Below are 18289 nucleotides of genomic sequence, written 5' to 3'. Positions count from 1 at the left end.
CCGGCGCCGAGCGGGCGCGACGATCACGGTGAACGGAACCTTAACGAGGCCAGCGGTGATACTGCACATCCACCGTACGGTCGGCGAATCCGAGGCTGCGATACAGGCGCACCGGGGCGGTGCTCTCGGCCTCCACATACAGTTCGACGGCCGTGCAGCCCCGCTCACGCAGGCGGGCGAGGCCGGCCAGCATCAGGGCGCGGCCGAGGCCGGCGCCGGCGGAATCGGGGTGCACTCCGAGGACGTAGATCTCACCGAGCGATGAGCCGGGTTCGATCTTGAGCCAGTTGTAGCCGAGGATCGGCCCGGGCGCGGCGTCGTCCGGCGCGGAGTCCGGCCGGCTCGTCCGGGCCAGCAGCAGGTCTCCGGCATCGAACCAGGGTTCGTCCTGGCGGGCGGCCAGGTCGGCCTCGGTGAGGGCGCCCTGTTCCGGATGCGCGGCGAAGATCAGGGCGTTCAACCGCACCCATTCGGCGGCGTCACCGGGGTCGCCGGCCGTGGCGGGGCGGAACGCCGTGATGACCACGCCGGCCGGAAGCTCGGGGGAGTCGTCGGCGGCGCTGAGCGGCCGCTCCAGCTGCAGCAGGGTGCGCGCGGCGCTGAAGCCGAACCGGTCGGCGAGGGCACGGGCGCCGGGGTGGTCGCCGTGCGCCCAGGCGGTCAGGTCGCCGGACATGCCGCCCTCGTCCTCGAACACGCGGCGGAGCGCGGCGGTGGCGTGCCCACGCCGGCGGTAGCGCGGATGCACGACCAAGTCGATCTCGCCGGCGCCCAGGATCGCGGCGCCGACGGCGTCTTCACCCTCGAGCAGCAGCTGCGGCCGGCGGCGGCCCGAGCGCACGTCGAGCAGGGCCTGTTCGTTGAAGGGCCGGTGCCCGTCGGTGTGCGCGGCCGCGTCGGCGACGTCGTGGAAGCGAGCCGCGAAAGCGGCGTCGGCCAGGTCAGGTGCCGACAGAGTGAACGACACGCTCGCCGTCCTCCTCGTAGACGTTGAAGCGGTAGCCGACGTTGCGTACCGTGCCGATCAGGGATTCCTGGTCGCCGAGCTTCGCGCGGAGCCGCCGCACGTGCACGTCGACGGTGCGGGTGCCGCCGAAGTAGTCGTAGCCCCAGACCTCGCTGAGCAGCTGCTCACGGGTGAACACCCGCGACGGGTGCGCGGCGAGGAACCGCAGCAGCTCGAACTCCTTATAGGTGAGGTCGAGCGGCTTGCCGTGCACCTTGGCGGAGTAGCTGGCTTCGTCGATGACGACGCCGGCGGCACGAATCGTGGGGGAGGGTTCGTTGTGCGAGGTGCGGCCGGCGGCGAGGCGGATGCGAGCGTCGACCTCGGCGGGACCGGCGGTGTTCAGCACCACGTCGTCGACGCCCCAGTCCGGGCTGACGGCGGTGAGCCCGCCCTCGGTGATGACCAGGAGCAGCGGCACGCTGCTTCCGGTGGTCCGCAGGATCTGGCACAGCGACTTGGCGGCCATCAGGTTCGACCGTGCGTCGACCAGGATCAAATCGGAATCGGGCGCGGTGATGAGCTGATCCGGCTGCGCCGGAATGAATCGTGTGCTGTGTGAGAGCAACGCCAGGGCGGGGAGAACTTCGTCGTTCACCGCCGAGGTCAGGATCAACAGCTGCGCCACGCAGGTCCTCCAAGTATCTTCCCGGTAATCCTAGCGTGCCACGGAATGCGACTCTGGCGTGCAGAATGGGTTTGTGAGTTGGAAGCGTGTGAGTGTTGGAGTGATTTGGCTGGTCGCCGCCGTCTGTGCGGTCCTGATCGGCGTGCTCGTCGCCCCGGAAAATCGGCTGGTCTGGACCAGCCTCTCCCTGGCGGGCTGCACCATCCTCACCCTTGCGGCCCAGCTGTCCACCGGGCAGAAAGAGGGATACGTGAGCCGGGTGACCCAGAGCCTGGTCGGCGCTGTTCTGGTCCTCGCCGCGGCCACCGGCATTTTTGGCCTCGTCGGCCTCGTCGGCCTCGGATAACGGTTCGGCACGGTTCGGCGTTTCGGCCGCGGGGCGCGCGCCAGAGGCTAGAGTTGGGGCATGTCAACGCTCGCACTCGAAATCCTGTTCCTGGGCCTCCTCGCGCTGGCCAGCCTGTCGATCGCCTGGGTTTCCGGCGTCGTGCTGTTCAAGCTGTTCCGGGGCCAGCGGTAACCGAAGTGTACGAACTTCCGGTCGGGTTGCCGTCCGAGCTCGTTCCTTTGTCGTGGCTTCTCGGCGTCTGGGAAGGCTCGGGCATCCTCGACTACACCGTCGGCGGGAAGAAGGTCACCGGCGAATTCGGGCACCGGATCAGCTTCAGCCATGACGGCATGCAACACCTGAACTACAGCTCGTACACCTGGCTGGAGCCCGAGGCGCCGACGGCGACCGGTAATCCGGGCGCCGGCGCGACGGCCGGCGCGGCCGTCCCGTTGATGACCGAGACCGGTTACTGGCGGCTCAGCCGCCCGCAGCAGGCCGGCGACCCCGGGCCCGGCCTCCTCCCCGGTGTCGGCCCCGCACCGTTCCAGACCGCGGAGGCGGTGGAGACGCTGCGCAATGCCGACAATGGTTTCGACATCGAGGTGAGCCTGGTGCATCCGGGCGGCATCATGGAGCTCTACCTCGGCCAGGTGAAGGGCCCGCGCATCGACCTGGCCACGGACGCGATCGTGCAGACCAGCGGCGCGAAACCGTACGCGGCCGCCACCCGGCTCTACGGCCTCGTCGACAGTCACCTGCTCTGGGCGTGGGACATCGCCGCGCTCGGCGAGGAGCTGCGCACCCACGCCTCCGGCCGGCTCAGCCGCGTGTCCTGACCGGCACCACACCGATCGGGCGCACCCGGCTGAGCCCGAACACCACGGCGCCGGCGGCGAGGACGGTTCCGGCGATCAGCAGCACGCAACCGAACACGACGTCATACCCGGCCACAGGGTTGAGGAACGGGTACGGCACCCAGCCGTCCGTCGCTCCGCGCAGGAGCACCACGTTGCACCAGAGCGCCGGGTAGGCCAGCAGCAGCCACAGGCGGCGCCACGGCTGCCGGTCCCGGTCGGCGAAGACCAACCAGTCCAGCAGGCAGTAGAGCGGGAACAGCACGTGCAGGACGGTGTTCGCCCAGGGCAGGTCGACGCCGCCGGCCAGTCCGGTGAGCAGGGTGTTGTAGACGACGCCGACGACGATCATGTACGCCGTCGCCGCCGCCCGGGCCAGGACCAGCCAGTCCGGGACCGGTCGGCTCCGCAGCACCAACAGCGCCGTGGCGAGCAGCACCCCCGCGGCCAGCAGGTTGCTTTGGATGGTGAAGAACCCGAAGAAATTGAACGGGTTGATCGTGGCGCGGGCGGCGGTGGAGACGAAGGTCGCCGCCACCGCGACCAGGGTGAGCGCCCCCATGGACAGGCGGAGCGCGGCGGGCAGCGGGGCGGGAACAGTCATCGGTGACTCCTCGTCGGGGCGGGCAGCCGGCCCTGGCGGGAATACGGGATGTCATACAGGCCGTTGGGTTAGCATATGGGCCGGAGTTCCACGCTGTCGACTGCCCTGGCGCTCCCCGGCAGCATTCCCGGAGCTTCCCCGAAGGAGAGCCCTCATGACCAGCACCGCCGAACCGATCGTTTCCGCCGCGGGGTCGCCCCTGCTCGAACTCGACGGGGCCGTGCAGGCGCAGGGCATCGACGCGGGTGTCGCCGCCCACTACGGCAGCCCGAACACCGAACAACGCCGGCTCCTGGCCGGCCAGGCCGTCGTGGACCTCTCCCACCGCGGGGTGCTGTCCATTTCCGGTGCCGACCGGCTCACCTGGCTGAACTCGATGTCCAGCCAGGAACTGCGCGGCCTCACTCCCGGCCAGTCCACCGAGACACTGCTGCTGGACCCGACCGGCCACCTCGAGTACGCCATCGCGCTGCTCGATGACGGCGTGGAGACCTGGCTGCTGATCGAGGCCGCCGAGCTGCCCGGCCTGCACGCCTGGCTCGACCGGATGCGCTTCACCCTGCGGGTGCAGGTCGTCGATCACACCCTGGCCTACGCCACGGTCGGCACCATGGCCGCCGATCCCACTGCCGTCGCACTGAGCGCGGCCGCCCCCAACGGGGTGCCGCTGGTCTGGCACGACCCGTGGACCGAGGTCGCCCCGGGCGGTTGGCAGTACGCCGCGAACACCGCGCACCCCGCCGCCACCTGGCGGTGGACCGAGGTGCTGATCACCCGGTCCGCGCTGCCGGCCCTTCGCGATGCCGTCTCGGCGGGTACGGTCACCGCCGCCGGCCTCCTCGCCCTGGAGGCACTGCGCATCGCCGCCTGGCGGCCCCGCGGCGCCCTCGACGCCGATGACCGCACCATCCCACACGAACTGGACTGGCTCCGCACCGCCGTGCACCTGAACAAGGGCTGTTACCGCGGGCAGGAGACCGTTGCGAAGGTGCACAACCTCGGCCACCCGCCGCGCCGCCTGGTGCTGCTGCACCTGGACGGCTCGGAGTCGGTGCTGCCCGTGCACGGCGACGAGGTGCAGGGCGATCGGTTCGTCGCGAACAGCGAGCCGGAGCGCCGCACCGTGGGCACCATCACCTCCAGTGCCATCCACTACGAACTGGGACCCATCGCCCTCGCCGTGATCAAGCGCACCGTGCCGGGCACGGTGACCCTGCACGTGCTCTCGCAGGGCATCTCCATCACCGCCAGCCAGGAGGTCATCGTGCCGGAATCGGCCGGGTCGGTGGCCGAGGTCCCACGGTTGCCGCGGCTGGGTGTGCGGGCCCCGCGCGGCTGACGGCCCACCGTCCGGCGGGACTTTCGTCACGCCGGCCGGGACCGCGTGCGCCCGCGCGCCTCGCTAGAGTTGAGCTATGTCTGCTCCTTATACCCTCATCCTCCTCCGCCATGGCAACAGCACCTGGAACCAGCAAAACCTCTTCACCGGTTGGGTGGATGTGCGGCTGAGCGACCAGGGCCGGGCCGAGGCGTTGCGCGCCGGCGAGCTGCTGGCCGAGTCCGGACTGCTGCCGGACATCCTGCACACCTCACGTCTCACGCGCGCCATCCAGACCGCCGACATCGCCCTCGAAGCGGCCGACCGGCTCTGGATCGACGTCAAGCGCTCCTGGCGCCTCAACGAGCGCCACTACGGTGCCCTGCAGGGCCTGGACAAGGCCGAGACCCTCGCCAAGTACGGCCCGGAGCAGTTCCAGACCTGGCGCCGCTCGTTCGACGTGCCGCCGCCCCTGCTCGACGACTCCTCCGAGTGGACCCAGGTGGGCGACGCCCGCTACGCCGACCTCGGCGACGAGGTGCCCCGCACCGAAAGCCTCAAGGACGTCATCGCCCGGATGCTGCCGTACTGGGAGTCCGACATCGCGGCGGACCTCCGCACCGGAAAGACCGTGCTCGTCACCGCGCACGGCAACTCGCTGCGCGCCCTGGTCAAGCACCTCGACGGCATCTCCGACGCCGACATCGCCGAGCTGAACATCCCCACCGGCATCCCGCTGGTGTACCGCCTGGACGAGGACCTCACGCCCACCGGCGCCGGTGAGTACCTCGACCCTGCCGCTGCCGCCGCCGGTGCCGCCGCCGTTGCCGCGCAGGGCAAGAAGTAACCCTGGCCCCACGGAGAAAAGCCCCCGTCTCCGACGGGGGCTTTTCCAGTTCCCGAGCCGTGACCTGAGCCCGTCGGGAATCCAGGTGCTCAGCTCACGGTTCGCGAGGTGTGCTTCAGGCCTCCGGCGACGACGGCTGGTGCCAGTCGCCGGTGCCCAGGTACTGCACCTTTTTCGCGATCGACACGGCGTGGTCCGCGAACCGCTCGTGGTACCGGCTGGCCAGGGTGGCGTCGACGGTGTCCGCCGCCTGCCCCTTCCAGGTTTCGCCGAGCACGGCGTCGAACACGCTCAGGTGCAGCGCGTCCACCTTGTCGTCCTCGTTGCGGATGGCCTCCGCCAGTTTCATGTCCTCGGTGGTGAGCAGCTCGGCGAGCATCTTCGCGATCTTCACGTCGACCGCGCCCATCTCGGCGAACGTCGGGCGCAGGCTCTTCGGGATCACCTTGTCGGGGAACCGGTACCGGGCCAGCTGCGAGATGTGGGTGGACATGTCGCCCATCCGCTCGAGCGACGCGCTGATCCGCAGCGCGCTCACCACGATGCGGAGGTCACGCGCCACCGGTTGCTGCCGCGCGAGGATGGTGATCGCCAGCTCATCCAGCTCAACGGTCAGCGCGTCGATCTTGTCGTCGTCGGCGATGACCTCCTCGGCCAGTGCAACGTCGGACTCGTTGAAAGCCTTGGTGGCCTTCTCAATGGAGATGGCCACGAGGCGAGCGATCTCGGCGAGGCGGTCCTGAACCTCGGCGAGCTCCTGCTGAAATACTTCACGCATGTATCTGTGGTCCTTCCTGGTCGCGCCAAAGCGCGCGAACGCATGAGGCCCGCCTGGCCCCCGAGCAATTCTGGCGGCCGGAGGTTAACGGCAGGTGCCCTGCGATTGAACAACTCCTAAAGTAGCGTGTGACCACCCTTGCCGGGGCGATTGCCCCGTGGGATAGTCACTAATCTGGTCAAATGGAATCAACCTGGCTCGTGCTGCTGTCCCTGGCACTGGGCCTCACCGTCGGAGCAGGGTTCGTCACCCTTCTCCATGTCGCGGAGCGGCACGGGAAGCGGGCCGCCGAGGTGGTCAACCCCGCGGTGCCCGACGGGATCGACCAGGTGCTGGACGCCCTCGAGAGCGCCGGCCTGGTGCTGGATCCGTCGAACAACGTGATCAAGACGTCGCCGGGCGCGGTGAGCATGGGCCTGGTCGTCCACCAGCAGCTCGCCCACCCCGAGCTGCTGGAGCTGGCCCGCGGGGTCCGGCGTTCCGGCGAGGCCGTGTCGGAGGACCTGGTGCTCTCGCGCGGTCCGTTCGGTGACGCGAGCATGCACCTGCGGGTTAGGCTGGCACGGCTGGGCACCCGCTACGTGCTGCTGCTCGCGGAAGACCGCACCGAGGCGTTCCGGCTCGACGAGGTGCGCCGGGACTTCGTGGCCAACATCAGCCACGAACTGAAGACCCCGATCGCCGCGGTGGGCCTGCTCGCCGAGGCCCTCGGTCATGCCGCCGACGAACCCGCGCAGGTGCGCCGCTTCGCCGACCGCCTCACCACCGAGGCCGGGCGCCTGGCCCGGCTCACCCAAGAGATCATCGAACTGTCCAGGCTGCAGGCCCAGGACGCCCTGCGCGAGCCCGAGCTGATCGACATCGACGACATCGTGGCCGCCGGCGTCGACCAGAACCGGGTTGTCGCCGAGGCCGACCGCATCACCATCGCGGTGGGCCGCAAGTCCCGCGCGCGGGTCTACGGCGACGGACGCCTGTTGGTGATGGCCGTGCAGAACCTGGTCGCCAACGCGGTGCACTACTCGGCGCCGGGCTCACGGGTCGGGGTCGGCGCGCGCGTCACCGGCGGGGTCGTCGAGGTCACCGTCACCGACCAGGGCGTCGGCATCCCTGAAGGTGATCTGGACCGCATCTTCGAACGTTTCTTCCGCGTTGACCAGGCCCGCGCCCGCAACACCGGCGGCACCGGCCTCGGCCTGTCCATCGTCAAGCACGTCGTGCAGATCCACGGTGGTGACATCCGGGTCTGGTCCCAGCCCGGCTCCGGCTCCACCTTCACCATTCGCCTGCCAGAGGCGACCCAACCCGCGCTAGCGGCGACAGGAGACACCCCATGACTCGAATCCTTCTGGTTGAAGACGAGCAGGCGCTCAGCGAACCGTTGAGCTTCCTGCTCGAGCGCGAGGGATACGAGGTAGCCGTGGCCGAGGACGGTCCAGCCGCGCTCGCCGAATTCGATCGCGCCGGCGCGGACCTGATCCTGCTCGACCTGATGCTGCCCGGAATCCCCGGTACCGAGGTGTGTCGGGAGATCCGCACCCGCTCCGCCGTGCCGATCATCATGCTGACGGCCAAGGACTCCGAGGTCGACATCGTCGTGGGGCTCGAGTTGGGCGCCGACGACTACGTCACCAAGCCGTACTCCACCCGGGAGCTGCTCGCCCGCATCCGTGCCGTGTCCCGGCGGCACACCGACCCGACCGAGGAAGAGGACGGCCAGCTCTCCGCGGGCACCGTGCGGATGGACATCGAACGGCACACCGTCTCCGTGTCCGGCGAGGTGGTGAACATGCCGTTGAGGGAATTTGAGCTGCTCGAATTCCTGCTGCGCAACGCCGGCCGGGTGCTCACCCGCGGCCAGCTGATCGACCGGGTCTGGGGCAGCGACTACTTCGGGGACACCAAGACCCTCGACGTGCACATCAAGCGGATCCGTTCCCGCATCGAAGCGACCCCATCCGAACCGGTGATGCTCGTCACCGTGCGCGGCCTGGGCTACCGCTTCGAGGCCTGACCGGCGGGCCCGCCCGGCCCGCGTACGTCACAATGCCCCCGGCTTTCGACTCCAGGGGCATTGCGCCGTTCACAGCGTTAAGGGGCCGTGGTGGCTTCCGGCGTGGCCGAGGGAGCGGGCGTCTCGGCCGGGGTCTCGGCAGGCGTCGTGGCGGGCTTCTCGGTGGGCACCAGGGTGGAGTACGCGGCCAGGGTGCCGTCGAGCACGGGTACCAGCAGCTCGGTACCGGTGAGGTCGCCGTACTGGAAGAACACGGGGAACAACGAGCCGGCGCTGACGTCGCCCTCGACGGCGACGCTCTCGCCGCCTTCGACACCGATCTCGCCGGTCGAGTTGGCGTCGATGGTCAGCGTGGTCGTGACCTCGTCGTCGACGCCCTCATACTGCACGATCAGGTCGATGTCCTCGTCGCTGGAGTTCACCACGTGCACGAGCAGGTTGGCGTTCTCACCATCCTCGGTGAGCAGGATCGCGTTGCGGATGGCGAGGTCGCCCACGTTCCCGCTGACGCCGTCGCTGGCGTCGTAGTGAATCGTCGTCGCCTGGGGAGCGTACAGATTGCACCCTGTTGTTCCCAACAGGACGCCGGCCGCCACAACGACGGTTGCCATGGTTCGCGCTCTCACAAGACCTCCACAAGAGTTCAGCGTTCAGCCGAAGTGGCGTGAACGCTGCATATTTCCGTCGAGTTTACCTTACGAAATAGTTCTGACCGGGCGGATCGGGTCAGACACCGGATACTCGCCCGGGAGTGCGTCGGACAGGGGTGGTATCATAGACGTTGCTGAAGGGATATCAATACATGCTATTCGAAGTTGGCGAAACAGTCGTCTATCCCCACCACGGCGCTGCGACGATCACCGAAGTGAAAACGCGCATCATCAAGGGTGAAAAGAAACTCTATTTGAAGCTCAATGTTACCCAGGGTGACCTCACCATCGAGGTACCCGCGGAGAACGTCGACCTGGTCGGCGTGCGCGATGTGATCGGCCAGGACGGCCTCGACAAGGTGTTCGAAGTGCTACGGGCGCCGTTCACGGAGGAACCCACCAACTGGTCACGGCGTTACAAGGCCAACCTGGAAAAACTGGCCAGCGGTGACGTGATCAAGGTGTCGGAGGTCGTTCGCGACCTGTGGCGCCGCGACCAGGACCGCGGCCTGTCGGCCGGGGAGAAGCGGATGCTCGCGAAGGCGCGGCAGATCCTGATCTCCGAACTGGCCCTGGCCGAGAAGACCGACGAGGACCGGGCCTCCGCCGTGCTCGACGAGGTCCTCGCCTCCTGACGATTACCGAACAACCTGTTCGTGCGACAGGCGGCACCGGCTGGTGCCGCCTGTCGCATGTTCCGGCCTCGCACCATCCGCTCCAGCAGCACCGCCCGTTTCCGCCCCGCTTCACCGCGCCCCACCAGATAGCCTCAGACATGCCTGTTTACCCGGATCCCGCGGTCGCGGTCATCGTCGTCGCCGCCGGCAGCGGGAGCCGCCTGGGCCGTGAGCTGCCCAAGGCGTTCGTCCCGCTCGGCCCCCGCAGCATCCTCGAGCACGCCCTCACCGGTGTGTTCGGCCTGGCCGAACCGGCCCAGGTGATCGTGGTGGCGCCCGACGCCCAACTGGCCGACGCCACCGCCATCGCCGCACGCGTCGCCGGTGCCGCCGCCGGGTACCTCGACGTCCTGGCCGGGGGAGACACCCGGCAGGCCTCGGTCTCCCGCGGGCTCGCCCTGGTGCGCCCCGGCGTCACCGTGGTGCTCGTGCACGACGCCGCCAGGGCGCTCACGCCCGCCGGCCTCGGCGACGCCGTGATCGCCGCCGTGCGCCGCACCGGCCACGGCATCGTGCCCGGCCTCCCCGTGGTCGACACCATCAAGAGCGTCGACGCGGGCGGCAGCATCCTGGGCACCGTCGACAGGTCGCTGTTGACCGCCGTGCAGACCCCGCAGGGTTTTCCCCGCGCCATGCTCGACGCGGCGTTCGCCTGGGCGGACGCCCTGCCGGCCACGGATGCCGCCGGCCGGGACCTCACCGACGACGCGGCCCTGGTCGCCGCGGCCGGCAACCCGGTCAGCAGCATCCCCGGCGACCCGCTGGCCTTCAAGGTCACCACCACCTGGGACCTGCGCCGCGCCGAACTGCTGCTCGGCGACGCGACCGGCTCCACCGGCCAGGCCCGCGTGGGCACCGGGGCCGACGTGCACGCGTTCGACGACACCAGCGACCTGTGGCTGGCCGGACTGCACTGGCCGGGCGAGCGGGGCCTGTCCGGGCACAGCGACGGCGACGCCGCCGTGCACGCCATCTGCGACGCCCTGCTGGCCGCCGCGGGCCTGGGCGATATCGGCCAGGTCTTCGGCACCGCCGACCCGCGCCTCACCGACGCGCACGGCGAGGTGTTCCTCACCGAGACCCTGCGCCTGGTCGCCGAGGCCGGTTACCGGGTCGGCAACGTGTCCGTGCAGATCATCGGCAACCGGCCCAAGCTGGCCCCGAGGCGTGCCGAAGCGCAAGAATTGCTGACCGGCATCCTGCGCGCCCCGGTGGCGGTAACGGCCACCACCACCGACGCGCTCGGCTTCACCGGCCGCGGCGAGGGCATCGCCGCCCTGGCCACCGTCGTCATCTACCCGAGCAGCCAACCGGCCCCGCCTAAACTGAACCAGTGAGCATGCGACTATACGACTCGAAGGCCCAGGCCCTTCGCGATTTCCTGCCGATCGTGCCGGGCAAGGTGGGAATCTACGTCTGCGGACCCACGGTGCAGTCCTCGCCCCACATCGGCCACCTGCGCAGCGCCCTGGTCTACGACCAGCTGCGCCGATGGCTCAGCTACCGCGGCAACGATGTCACCTTCGTGCGCAACGTCACCGACATCGACGACAAGATCCTGATCAACGCGCAGGGCACTACCGAAGAATGGTGGGCGCTGGCCTACCGGTACGAACTCGAGTTCACCGCCGGCTACCAGAAACTGGGCATCCTCGCGCCCACCTACGAGCCGCGCGCCACCGCGAGCGTGCACGAGATGCAGGACATCGTCTCCCGGCTCATCGACAACGGGCACGCCTACCCGGCCGACGACGGCTCCGGTGATGTGTACTTCGACACCCGCAGCTGGCCCGCCTACGGCGAGCTCACCCGGCAGAACCCCGACAACATGGAAGCGGCAGCGGACGCCGACCCGCGCGGCAAGCGCGACCCGCGCGACTTCGCCCTGTGGAAGGGCTACAAGGAGGGCGAACCGGCCTCCGCCGCCTGGGCCTCCCCGTGGGGCGCCGGCCGCCCGGGCTGGCACATCGAGTGCTCCGCCATGGCCGCGCGCTACCTCGGTGCGCACTTCGACATCCACGGCGGCGGTCTGGACCTGCGCTTCCCGCACCACGAGAACGAACTGGCGCAGTCCACGGCCGCCGGTGACGCCTTCGCGAACTTCTGGGTGCACAACGGCCTGGTCAACACGAACGGCCAGAAAATGTCGAAGTCACTGGGCAACTCGGTGTACGCCGCGGAACTCCTCGGCCAGGCCAGGGCGATCGTCGTGCGCTACTACCTCGGCGCCGCGCACTACCGGTCCACCCTCGATTTCCATGAGGGTTCCCTCGCCGAGGCCGAAGCCGCCCTCGAGCGCATCGAAAGTTTCCTCGACCGCGCCGACCGGCGCCTGGCCGACACCCGGTTCGCCGGGTCCGGGGTCGAGATCGTGCCGGATGACTTCGCCACGGCCATGGACGACGACCTCGCGGTGCCGCAGGCGCTCGGTGTGCTGCACGAAACCGTGCGCGCCGGCAACGCCGCCCTCGACGCCGAAGACCTGCACGCCGCTGCGGCCGCGCGCGGCCAGGTGCTGGCCATGAGCGAGGTCCTCGGCATCAACCCCCTGTCGCCCGGCTGGGCCGTGGCAACGGACGAACCCGCCATGGTGGCCCTCACCGCCCTCGTCGAGCGCCTGCTCGATGACCGCGAGACCGCCAGGCACAACCGCGACTACGCCGCCGCAGACCGTATCCGGGACGAGCTCGTCGCCGCCGGTATTACCATCGAAGACACCCCATCGGGTGCACATTGGAGTTTTGACTGATGAAGAACACAGATCGAAAGTCGCGCACCGGCGCGGTGCGCAAGGGAAGCCGGGGCCCGCAGGTCGGTTCCGGCGGACAGGGCCGTCAGGCTCTTGAAGGCAAGAAGCCCACGCCCAAGGCCGAAGACCGCCCGTACCACCCCGCGGGCAAGGCCAAAGCCGCCAAGGACCGCTTCGCCGCGGCCGGCGGCGGCCGCAGTCGTGCCCCGAGCGGATCCGGCGCCCCGCGCACCGGACGCAGCACCGGCACCGGCAACACCGGCGGCGGCGGTTCGTCCACCCGCAAGGCGAAGTCGGATGCCGAGTTCGAGGTCGTCACCGGCCGCAACTCGGTGCTCGAGGCGCTGCGCGCCAAGATCCCCGCGTCTGCGCTCTACGTGGCGACCCGGATCGAAATGGACGACCGGGTGAAGGAAGTCCTCAAGCTCGCCACCACCCGCAACATCCCGGTGCTCGAGGTCATGCGTCCCGAGATCGACCGGCTCGCCGGTAAGGACGCCGTGCACCAGGGCCTCGCGCTCAAGGTGCCCGCCTATGACTACGCGCACCCCGTCGAACTGCTCGACCTCACCATCAGCCGGGGGCACAAGCCGCTGTTCGTGGCGCTGGACGGCATCACCGACCCGCGCAACCTCGGTGCGATCATCCGCTCCACCGCGGCGTTCGGCGGCCACGGCATCATCGTGCCGCAGCGTCGCTCGGTGGGCGTCACCGCGTCGGCCTGGAAGACCTCGGCCGGTGCCGCCGCGCGCCTGCCCGTGGCCATGGCGAGCAACCTCACCCAGACGCTCAAGGCGCTCAAGGAGCGCGGCATGCTCGTGATCGGCCTCGACGGCGGCGGCGACACCGAGCTGCCCGAGCTCGGCATCGGCTACGCCGAACGCCCGATCGTCGTGGTCGTCGGCAGCGAGGGCAAGGGCCTGTCCCGCCTCGTCACCGAAACCTGCGACGCCATCGTGTCGATCCCGATCAATGCGAGCACCGAGTCGCTGAACGCCGGAATCGCGGCGGGTGTCACGCTGTACGAAATTTCCAAGCTGCGCGCGGTCGCGGCTGCTGCGAAGGCGGCTACCAAGGCTGCTGCTCAGGGCTAGGTCGTTTTTCTCAGAACGGCGCAGAACCTCACATCGGGAAGGATCTGCGCCGTTCTTGTTGGTGCCGGAGTGCTGTGGCCCCGTTCAGGGGGTGCTTAATACAGGGATGCGAATGCCCGGGTGAGTGCCGCAGGTTCCGTCCCTGAGACCCCTGGGGCGCGCCGCCGAGGGGCAGGTCGCGTGAGTTGCCACTTGAGGCCCATTGCTGCGCCCTGAGAGGGCGCCAACTGGCAACTTGTCGCCGGCGCCGATGGTGAGTTGCCAGTTGAGGCCCATTGCGGCGCGCTGAGAGGGCTCCAACTGGCATCTCACAGCAGCAACTCGGGGAGCCGCAGGGCGGAGCGGGGATCAGACGTTCAGGCGCCAGTCGTCCAGGTCGACGTCCTCGTCGGTGTCGATGCCCTCGGCAGTCAGATTCGGCAGGCTGATCGGTGCGGTGGGCGGGTCGATCACCGTGGCCTCGTCGCGGCGGTGCCGGAGCACATCCTGCACGTACGAGGTCACCGCCTCGGCCAGCGGAATGTCCCGGTTGGCGTTCTGCGCCATGTACCAGCGGTGGTCGAGCAGCTGGTGGAACACCTCGGCCGGTTCCAGCTTGCCCTTGAGTTCCCGGGGGATGGCGCGCACGACGGGTTCGAAGACCCGCATCAGCCACTCGTGCGCCATCATCTCCTCGTCGGCGTCGGGGTTGCCGTAGGCGACCCCATAGGAGTCAAGGTCGTTCAGCAGGCGGCGGGCCTGATTCTCCTCGGCGTCCAGGCCGGTGAGGCGCAGCAGCCTGCGCTGGTGGTGGCCGGCATCCACCACCTTGGGCTGGATGCGCACGGTCGTGCCGTTCTCGTCGGTCTTGATCGCGAGTTCCTCGATGTCGAAGCCGAGGTGGTTGAGGCGCTCGACGCGTTCGGTAATCCGCCAGCGTTCACTACTGGCGAAGGACTCCGAACCGGTGAGCTCCCTCCAGAGCAGCCGGTACGCGGCGACGATGCCGTTGCTCACGTTGACGGGGTCGAGCTCGTCGGCCACGCGGCCGCCGGCCTCCAGGTCCATCAACTCGCCGGCGATGTTCACCCGGGCGATCTCGAGGTCGTTCTCACGCTGCCCGTTGGAGAGACCGCCGGGGTAGAGCTGCCCGGTCTCCGCGTCGACGAGGTAGGCGGCGAAGGCGCCAGCGTCCCGGCGGAAGAGGGTGTTCGACAGCGACACGTCGCCCCAGAACAGGCCCACCATGTGCACCCGGACGAGCAGCAGGGCCAGCGCGTCGACCAGCCGGGTGGCGGTGTCGGGGCGGAGGGCCTGCGAGTACAGCGCCCGGTAGGGCAGGGAGAATTTCAGGTGCCGGGTCACCAGGACCGAGTTGAGCGGGTCGCCGTCTTCGTCGGTGCGGTTGGTGATCACGGCGAGGGGTTCGACGCACGGGATCTCCAGCCCCTGCAGGGTGCGGAGCATGTCGTACTCCCGCTTGGCCATCTCGCTGGTGGTCTCCTTGATGGCCACGACCCGGCCGCTCAAGTGTGCGAACCGCACCAGATGGCGGGAGAGGCCCTTGGGCAGCGAGGCGATGTTCTCGTTCGGCCACGCATCCAGCGGCACGTTCCAGGGGAGGTCGAGCAGGGCCGGATCGGCCGTGGCGGAGGTGATGTTGAGGGAACCGCTCATGAGGAGCCTAACTATCGAGAAGACCCGGGTGGGCCACAGGGTGCCCCGGCCACAAGGGGCTCGGCGGCGCGGAACGGGACCGGAGGGGGAACCGGTCGGGGATATGACAAACTCGACCGCCGTAACTGCCGGCGGTCGAGTTTGTCGGGTACTGCTTAGTCGCTGACGGCGCCGCCGAGACGGGCGCCGGACTCGGCGTCGAACACGTGCAGGTGGTTCGGCGTCGGGGTCAGGTAGACCGTGTCGCCGGCCGACGGGTGCGAGCGGCCATCGACGCGGGCGACGATGTCGGTGCGCTTGCCCTCGACGGTGGAGTGACCGTACAGGTAACCGTCAGCGCCGAGCTCCTCGACCAGGTCGACTTCGACCGCGAGGCCCTCACCCTGCGCGGTGGCGAGGTGGATGTCCTCGGGGCGAACGCCGATGGTGACCTTCGCGCCGGTGGAGCCGGCGAGGGTGTCGCGGGCCACGGGGACCGTCGCGGTGCCGAACTTGATGCCACCATCGACGGTGTCGGCCAGGAACAGGTTCATGGCCGGGCTGCCGATGAAGCCGGCAACGAAGACGTTGTTCGGCTTGGCGTACAGGTCGCGGGGGGTGCCGACCTGCTGGAGGACGCCATCCTTGAGCACGGCGATGCGGTCACCCATGGTGAGCGCCTCGGTCTGGTCGTGGGTGACGTAGACGGTGGTAACGCCCAGGCGACGCTGCAGCGACGCGATCTGCGTGCGGGTCTGAACGCGCAGCTTGGCGTCGAGGTTCGACAGCGGCTCATCCATGAGGAACACCTGGGGCTGACGCACGATGGCGCGACCCATGGCAACACGCTGACGCTGGCCACCGGAGAGGGCCTTCGGCTTGCGGCTGAGGTAGGGCTCGAGGTCGAGCAGCTTGGCGGCTTCGAGAACGCGGGTGGCGCGCTCGTCCTTGTTGACGCCGGCGATCTTGAGCGCGAAGCCCATGTTCTCGGCGACGGTCATGTGAGGGTACAGGGCGTAGTTCTGGAAGACCATGGCGATGTCACGGTCCTTCGGGGGAACGTCGGTGACGTTGCGCTCACCAATGAAGATGTCGCCGTCGTTGACCTCTTCGAGGCCGGCGAGCATGCGCAGTGAGGTGGACTTTCCACAGCCGGACGGGCCGACCAAGACGAGAAATTCACCATCGGCGACCGAAAGGTCGAGGTGATCGACTGCGGGGCGGGTGGAACCCGGGTACAGACGGGTGGCCTTGTCAAAGGTTACTGAAGCCATTATTTCGTTATTCTCCTTCACCGGCAGGTACGTGCCGGACGATCCGTTGTGATGGGATTTATCTGTCCGGCTGACGTAGCACCAGCGCAAGACCTTCCTAGTATGGCACGGCGCGGATGTGGAAGCGCTGCACCGGGACGGCGGGCGGCAGTGGGCGGCCGGTGAACCGGCAGCGAGCAGGCTGTGCGCCGCCGGTTGGTCATTTCCCAGACTGGAGTCCTAATATTCTGAGTGCTAGCGCGTACTTCCGCGAGCGCACCCTCAACTCGGAGCGAACATCCATGACAATTGGCGGCCCAGGCGACTCCCGTCCCGCGAAGAACAAGCGACGTGACGCCGCACGCACCAAGGCCGCAAAGCTTCGGGTTCAGCAGAAAAAACGCGATCGCCGCAACCGGGTCTTCCTGCAGGGTGGCATCGCGGTCCTCGCCGTCGCCGCCGTCACCGCGATCGTCCTGATCATCGTGAATTCCGTGCAGCCCGCGGGCCCCGGCCCCAAGAACATGGCCAGTGACGGCCTGCTCCTCGGCACGGGCCTCGCCGCAGTCACCACCCCCGCGCTGCAACCCGACGACGACCTGGTGCCGTCCGCCCCGGACGCATCCGGCACTGTCGCCGACATCCGCGTCTACCTCGACTATCTGTGCCCGTTCTGCGGCATTTTCGAAACCACCAACAGCGACCAGATGTCCCAGTGGGTCGAATCGGGCGCCGCGACCCTGGAGATCCACCCGATCTCCATCCTGACCAGCAAATCGGCGGGAACCCAGTACTCCCTGCGCGCCGCCAACGCGGCAGCCTGCGTGGCGAACTGGTCGCCGGACGACTTCTTCGCCGTCAACTCGGCCCTGTTCGAGGACCAGCCCGTCGAGGGCACGGCCGGACTCAGCGACGACGAGCTCAAGGCCCTGGTGAAGGACGCCGGCGTGTCCACGGAACTGGCCTCGATCAACGAGTGCATCGACGAGACCACCTACCGGTCCTGGGTGAAGTCGGCCACGGACCGGGCCCTCAGCGGTCCCATCCCGAACTCGTCGCTCAAGGCGATCACCGGTACCCCGACGGTGCTCGTGAACGGGAAGCAGTACGTGGGCGCGCTCGACGACCCCAAGGAATTCGCGGCATTCGTGCTGCAGGCCGCGAGTGAGACGTACTCCACCGCCACCCCCACGCCCGTCGGCTAGCGTCACTTCGGCGCCGGCCGCCCCGGCAGCTGTGGAGATTTCGTCCCGGCGGGACGCCCGGGTGATTTAGGATGAATGCTCGAGGCGGTTCGTCTGCCTCATGCCGGCCTGGCGCAATTGGTAGCGCACCACTCTTGTAAAGTGGGGGTTACGGGTTCAAGTCCCGTGGCCGGCCCCGATATTCCGCTTCGAGGCACCTCGGGAGCATCGAAGCGTGGCCGCGCCGGACGCGCAGATCGGTGGCGTCGGACTGCGCTGACCGCGTGCCGGTGCGCCGCGCGTCGGCGGAATCGAGAACGCCGTGTTCACCCTGCACATCGAGCACTCCGTCGGGAACTACGACGAGTGGAAGCACCTGTTCGACGCGGATCCGCTGGGTCGTGCGGCCGCCGGCGTCACGGCCTTCGGAGTTCTCCGCACGGACGCCGACCCGGACACCGTCTGGATGGACCTGGATTTCGATGACCGCCCGGAAGCGGCCCGGATGAAAACCGCGCTCCAGGACCTGTGGGCCGGTCCGGCCTCGGCCATGCTGCGCAATCCCACGGTGCGGCTCGCAGAGACCGTCGAGAGCACGTCGCTTCGGTCTCCCGGTTGACAGGCGGTGTGCTGCCCGGCAGCGTTGACCAGACACGAAGCCGAGGAG

At 68.8% G+C, this 18289-nt stretch carries 19 protein-coding genes and 1 tRNA gene; 13 read left to right on the top strand and 7 right to left on the bottom strand.

Annotation, left to right across the window (positions count from 1 at the left end; all coding sequences use genetic code 11):
• Positions 1 to 40: 40 nt before the first annotated feature.
• Both mshD and JWP54_RS14900 read right to left on the bottom strand, forming a co-directional pair.
• Positions 41 to 967 (bottom strand): mycothiol synthase, encoded by a 927-nt coding sequence (gene mshD / locus JWP54_RS14905; protein WP_297373403.1) that lies wholly within the window; start codon positions 965 to 967, stop codon positions 41 to 43.
• Positions 942 to 1634: a response regulator transcription factor gene (locus tag JWP54_RS14900; protein WP_297373401.1), complete on the bottom strand. Its 693-nt coding sequence runs from the start codon at positions 1632 to 1634 to the stop codon at positions 942 to 944. Before JWP54_RS14900 ends, mshD begins: the two co-directional genes overlap by 26 nt.
• Positions 1635 to 1707: 73 nt before the next feature.
• Here JWP54_RS14900 and JWP54_RS14895 point away from each other — a divergent pair, with 73 nt between their 5' ends.
• Both JWP54_RS14895 and JWP54_RS14890 read left to right on the top strand, forming a co-directional pair.
• Positions 1708 to 1980, top strand: coding sequence for a hypothetical protein (locus JWP54_RS14895; RefSeq protein WP_297373399.1), 273 nt, complete (start codon positions 1708 to 1710; stop codon positions 1978 to 1980).
• Between the two features lie 179 nt (positions 1981 to 2159).
• Positions 2160 to 2801 carry an FABP family protein gene (locus JWP54_RS14890; RefSeq protein WP_297373398.1) on the top strand — a complete coding sequence of 214 codons (642 nt, stop codon included), beginning with the start codon at positions 2160 to 2162 and terminating at the stop codon, positions 2799 to 2801.
• Here the strand turns inward: JWP54_RS14890 and JWP54_RS14885 are convergent.
• A complete protein-coding gene (locus JWP54_RS14885) occupies positions 2785 to 3423 on the bottom strand; it encodes a Pr6Pr family membrane protein (protein WP_297373396.1) in 639 nt (212 codons plus the stop codon). The genes JWP54_RS14890 and JWP54_RS14885 overlap by 17 nt on opposite strands.
• A 154-nt stretch (positions 3424 to 3577) precedes the next feature.
• Between JWP54_RS14885 and JWP54_RS14880 the strand changes: the two genes are divergently transcribed.
• Together JWP54_RS14880 and JWP54_RS14875 are read left to right on the top strand one after the other, a co-directional pair.
• Positions 3578 to 4762 (top strand): folate-binding protein, encoded by a 1185-nt coding sequence (locus JWP54_RS14880; RefSeq protein WP_297373394.1) that lies wholly within the window; start codon positions 3578 to 3580, stop codon positions 4760 to 4762.
• A 76-nt stretch (positions 4763 to 4838) separates the two neighbouring features.
• On the top strand, positions 4839 to 5588 hold the full coding sequence (locus JWP54_RS14875) for a phosphoglyceromutase (protein ID WP_297373392.1): 750 nt from the start codon (positions 4839 to 4841) through the stop codon (positions 5586 to 5588).
• Positions 5589 to 5703: 115 nt separating this feature from the next.
• On the opposite strand, the gene phoU is transcribed toward JWP54_RS14875, so the two are convergent.
• Positions 5704 to 6366, bottom strand: coding sequence for a phosphate signaling complex protein PhoU (gene phoU, locus JWP54_RS14870; RefSeq protein WP_297373389.1), 663 nt, complete (start codon positions 6364 to 6366; stop codon positions 5704 to 5706).
• A 182-nt stretch (positions 6367 to 6548) separates the two neighbouring features.
• Between phoU and JWP54_RS14865 the strand changes: the two genes are divergently transcribed.
• Positions 6549 to 7703: an ATP-binding protein gene (locus JWP54_RS14865; protein WP_297373388.1), complete on the top strand. Its 1155-nt coding sequence runs from the start codon at positions 6549 to 6551 to the stop codon at positions 7701 to 7703.
• Complete coding sequence (locus JWP54_RS14860) at positions 7700 to 8380, top strand: response regulator transcription factor (RefSeq protein ID WP_297373386.1); 681 nt, start codon at positions 7700 to 7702, stop codon at positions 8378 to 8380. Before JWP54_RS14865 ends, JWP54_RS14860 begins: the two co-directional genes overlap by 4 nt.
• 77 nt (positions 8381 to 8457) lie before the next feature.
• Here the strand turns inward: JWP54_RS14860 and JWP54_RS14855 are convergent, their stop codons facing one another.
• Positions 8458 to 8991: a hypothetical protein gene (locus tag JWP54_RS14855; protein ID WP_297373384.1), complete on the bottom strand. Its 534-nt coding sequence runs from the start codon at positions 8989 to 8991 to the stop codon at positions 8458 to 8460.
• 191 nt (positions 8992 to 9182) lie between these two features.
• On the opposite strand from JWP54_RS14855, the gene JWP54_RS14850 reads away from it, so the two are divergent.
• From JWP54_RS14850 to rlmB, 4 genes are all read left to right on the top strand, one after another.
• Complete coding sequence (locus tag JWP54_RS14850; protein WP_297373382.1) at positions 9183 to 9665, top strand: CarD family transcriptional regulator; 483 nt, start codon at positions 9183 to 9185, stop codon at positions 9663 to 9665.
• A 140-nt stretch (positions 9666 to 9805) separates the two neighbouring features.
• On the top strand, positions 9806 to 11044 hold the full coding sequence (gene ispD, locus JWP54_RS14845) for a 2-C-methyl-D-erythritol 4-phosphate cytidylyltransferase (protein ID WP_297373380.1): 1239 nt from the start codon (positions 9806 to 9808) through the stop codon (positions 11042 to 11044).
• Complete coding sequence (cysS, locus tag JWP54_RS14840) at positions 11041 to 12456, top strand: cysteine--tRNA ligase (protein WP_297373378.1); 1416 nt, start codon at positions 11041 to 11043, stop codon at positions 12454 to 12456. Before ispD ends, cysS begins: the two co-directional genes overlap by 4 nt.
• Positions 12456 to 13550, top strand: a complete 1095-nt coding sequence (rlmB, locus tag JWP54_RS14835) for a 23S rRNA (guanosine(2251)-2'-O)-methyltransferase RlmB (protein WP_297373376.1) — start codon at positions 12456 to 12458, stop codon at positions 13548 to 13550. The genes cysS and rlmB overlap by 1 nt, the downstream gene beginning before the upstream one ends.
• Before the next feature lie 348 nt (positions 13551 to 13898).
• On the opposite strand, the gene JWP54_RS14830 is transcribed toward rlmB, so the two are convergent.
• Positions 13899 to 15206, bottom strand: coding sequence for a DUF4032 domain-containing protein (locus tag JWP54_RS14830; RefSeq protein ID WP_297373374.1), 1308 nt, complete (start codon positions 15204 to 15206; stop codon positions 13899 to 13901).
• A gap of 155 nt (positions 15207 to 15361) precedes the next feature.
• Positions 15362 to 16459, bottom strand: coding sequence for an ABC transporter ATP-binding protein (locus JWP54_RS14825; protein WP_297373372.1), 1098 nt, complete (start codon positions 16457 to 16459; stop codon positions 15362 to 15364).
• 281 nt (positions 16460 to 16740) lie between these two features.
• On the opposite strand from JWP54_RS14825, the gene JWP54_RS14820 reads away from it, so the two are divergent.
• From JWP54_RS14820 to JWP54_RS14810, 3 genes are all read left to right on the top strand, one after another.
• Positions 16741 to 17643, top strand: coding sequence for a thioredoxin domain-containing protein (locus JWP54_RS14820; RefSeq protein ID WP_297373370.1), 903 nt, complete (start codon positions 16741 to 16743; stop codon positions 17641 to 17643).
• 102 nt (positions 17644 to 17745) lie between these two features.
• Positions 17746 to 17818, top strand: a tRNA-Thr gene (locus tag JWP54_RS14815).
• A 126-nt stretch (positions 17819 to 17944) separates the two neighbouring features.
• Positions 17945 to 18241, top strand: a complete 297-nt coding sequence (locus tag JWP54_RS14810; protein ID WP_297373368.1) for a hypothetical protein — start codon at positions 17945 to 17947, stop codon at positions 18239 to 18241.
• The last annotated feature ends 48 nt before the right edge of the window (positions 18242 to 18289 follow it).

The sequence above is a fragment of the Cryobacterium sp. genome (genome assembly GCF_025463825.1).
Classification (GTDB): domain Bacteria; phylum Actinomycetota; class Actinomycetes; order Actinomycetales; family Microbacteriaceae; genus Cryobacterium.
This window is presented reverse-complemented; position numbering and strand designations above follow the sequence as displayed.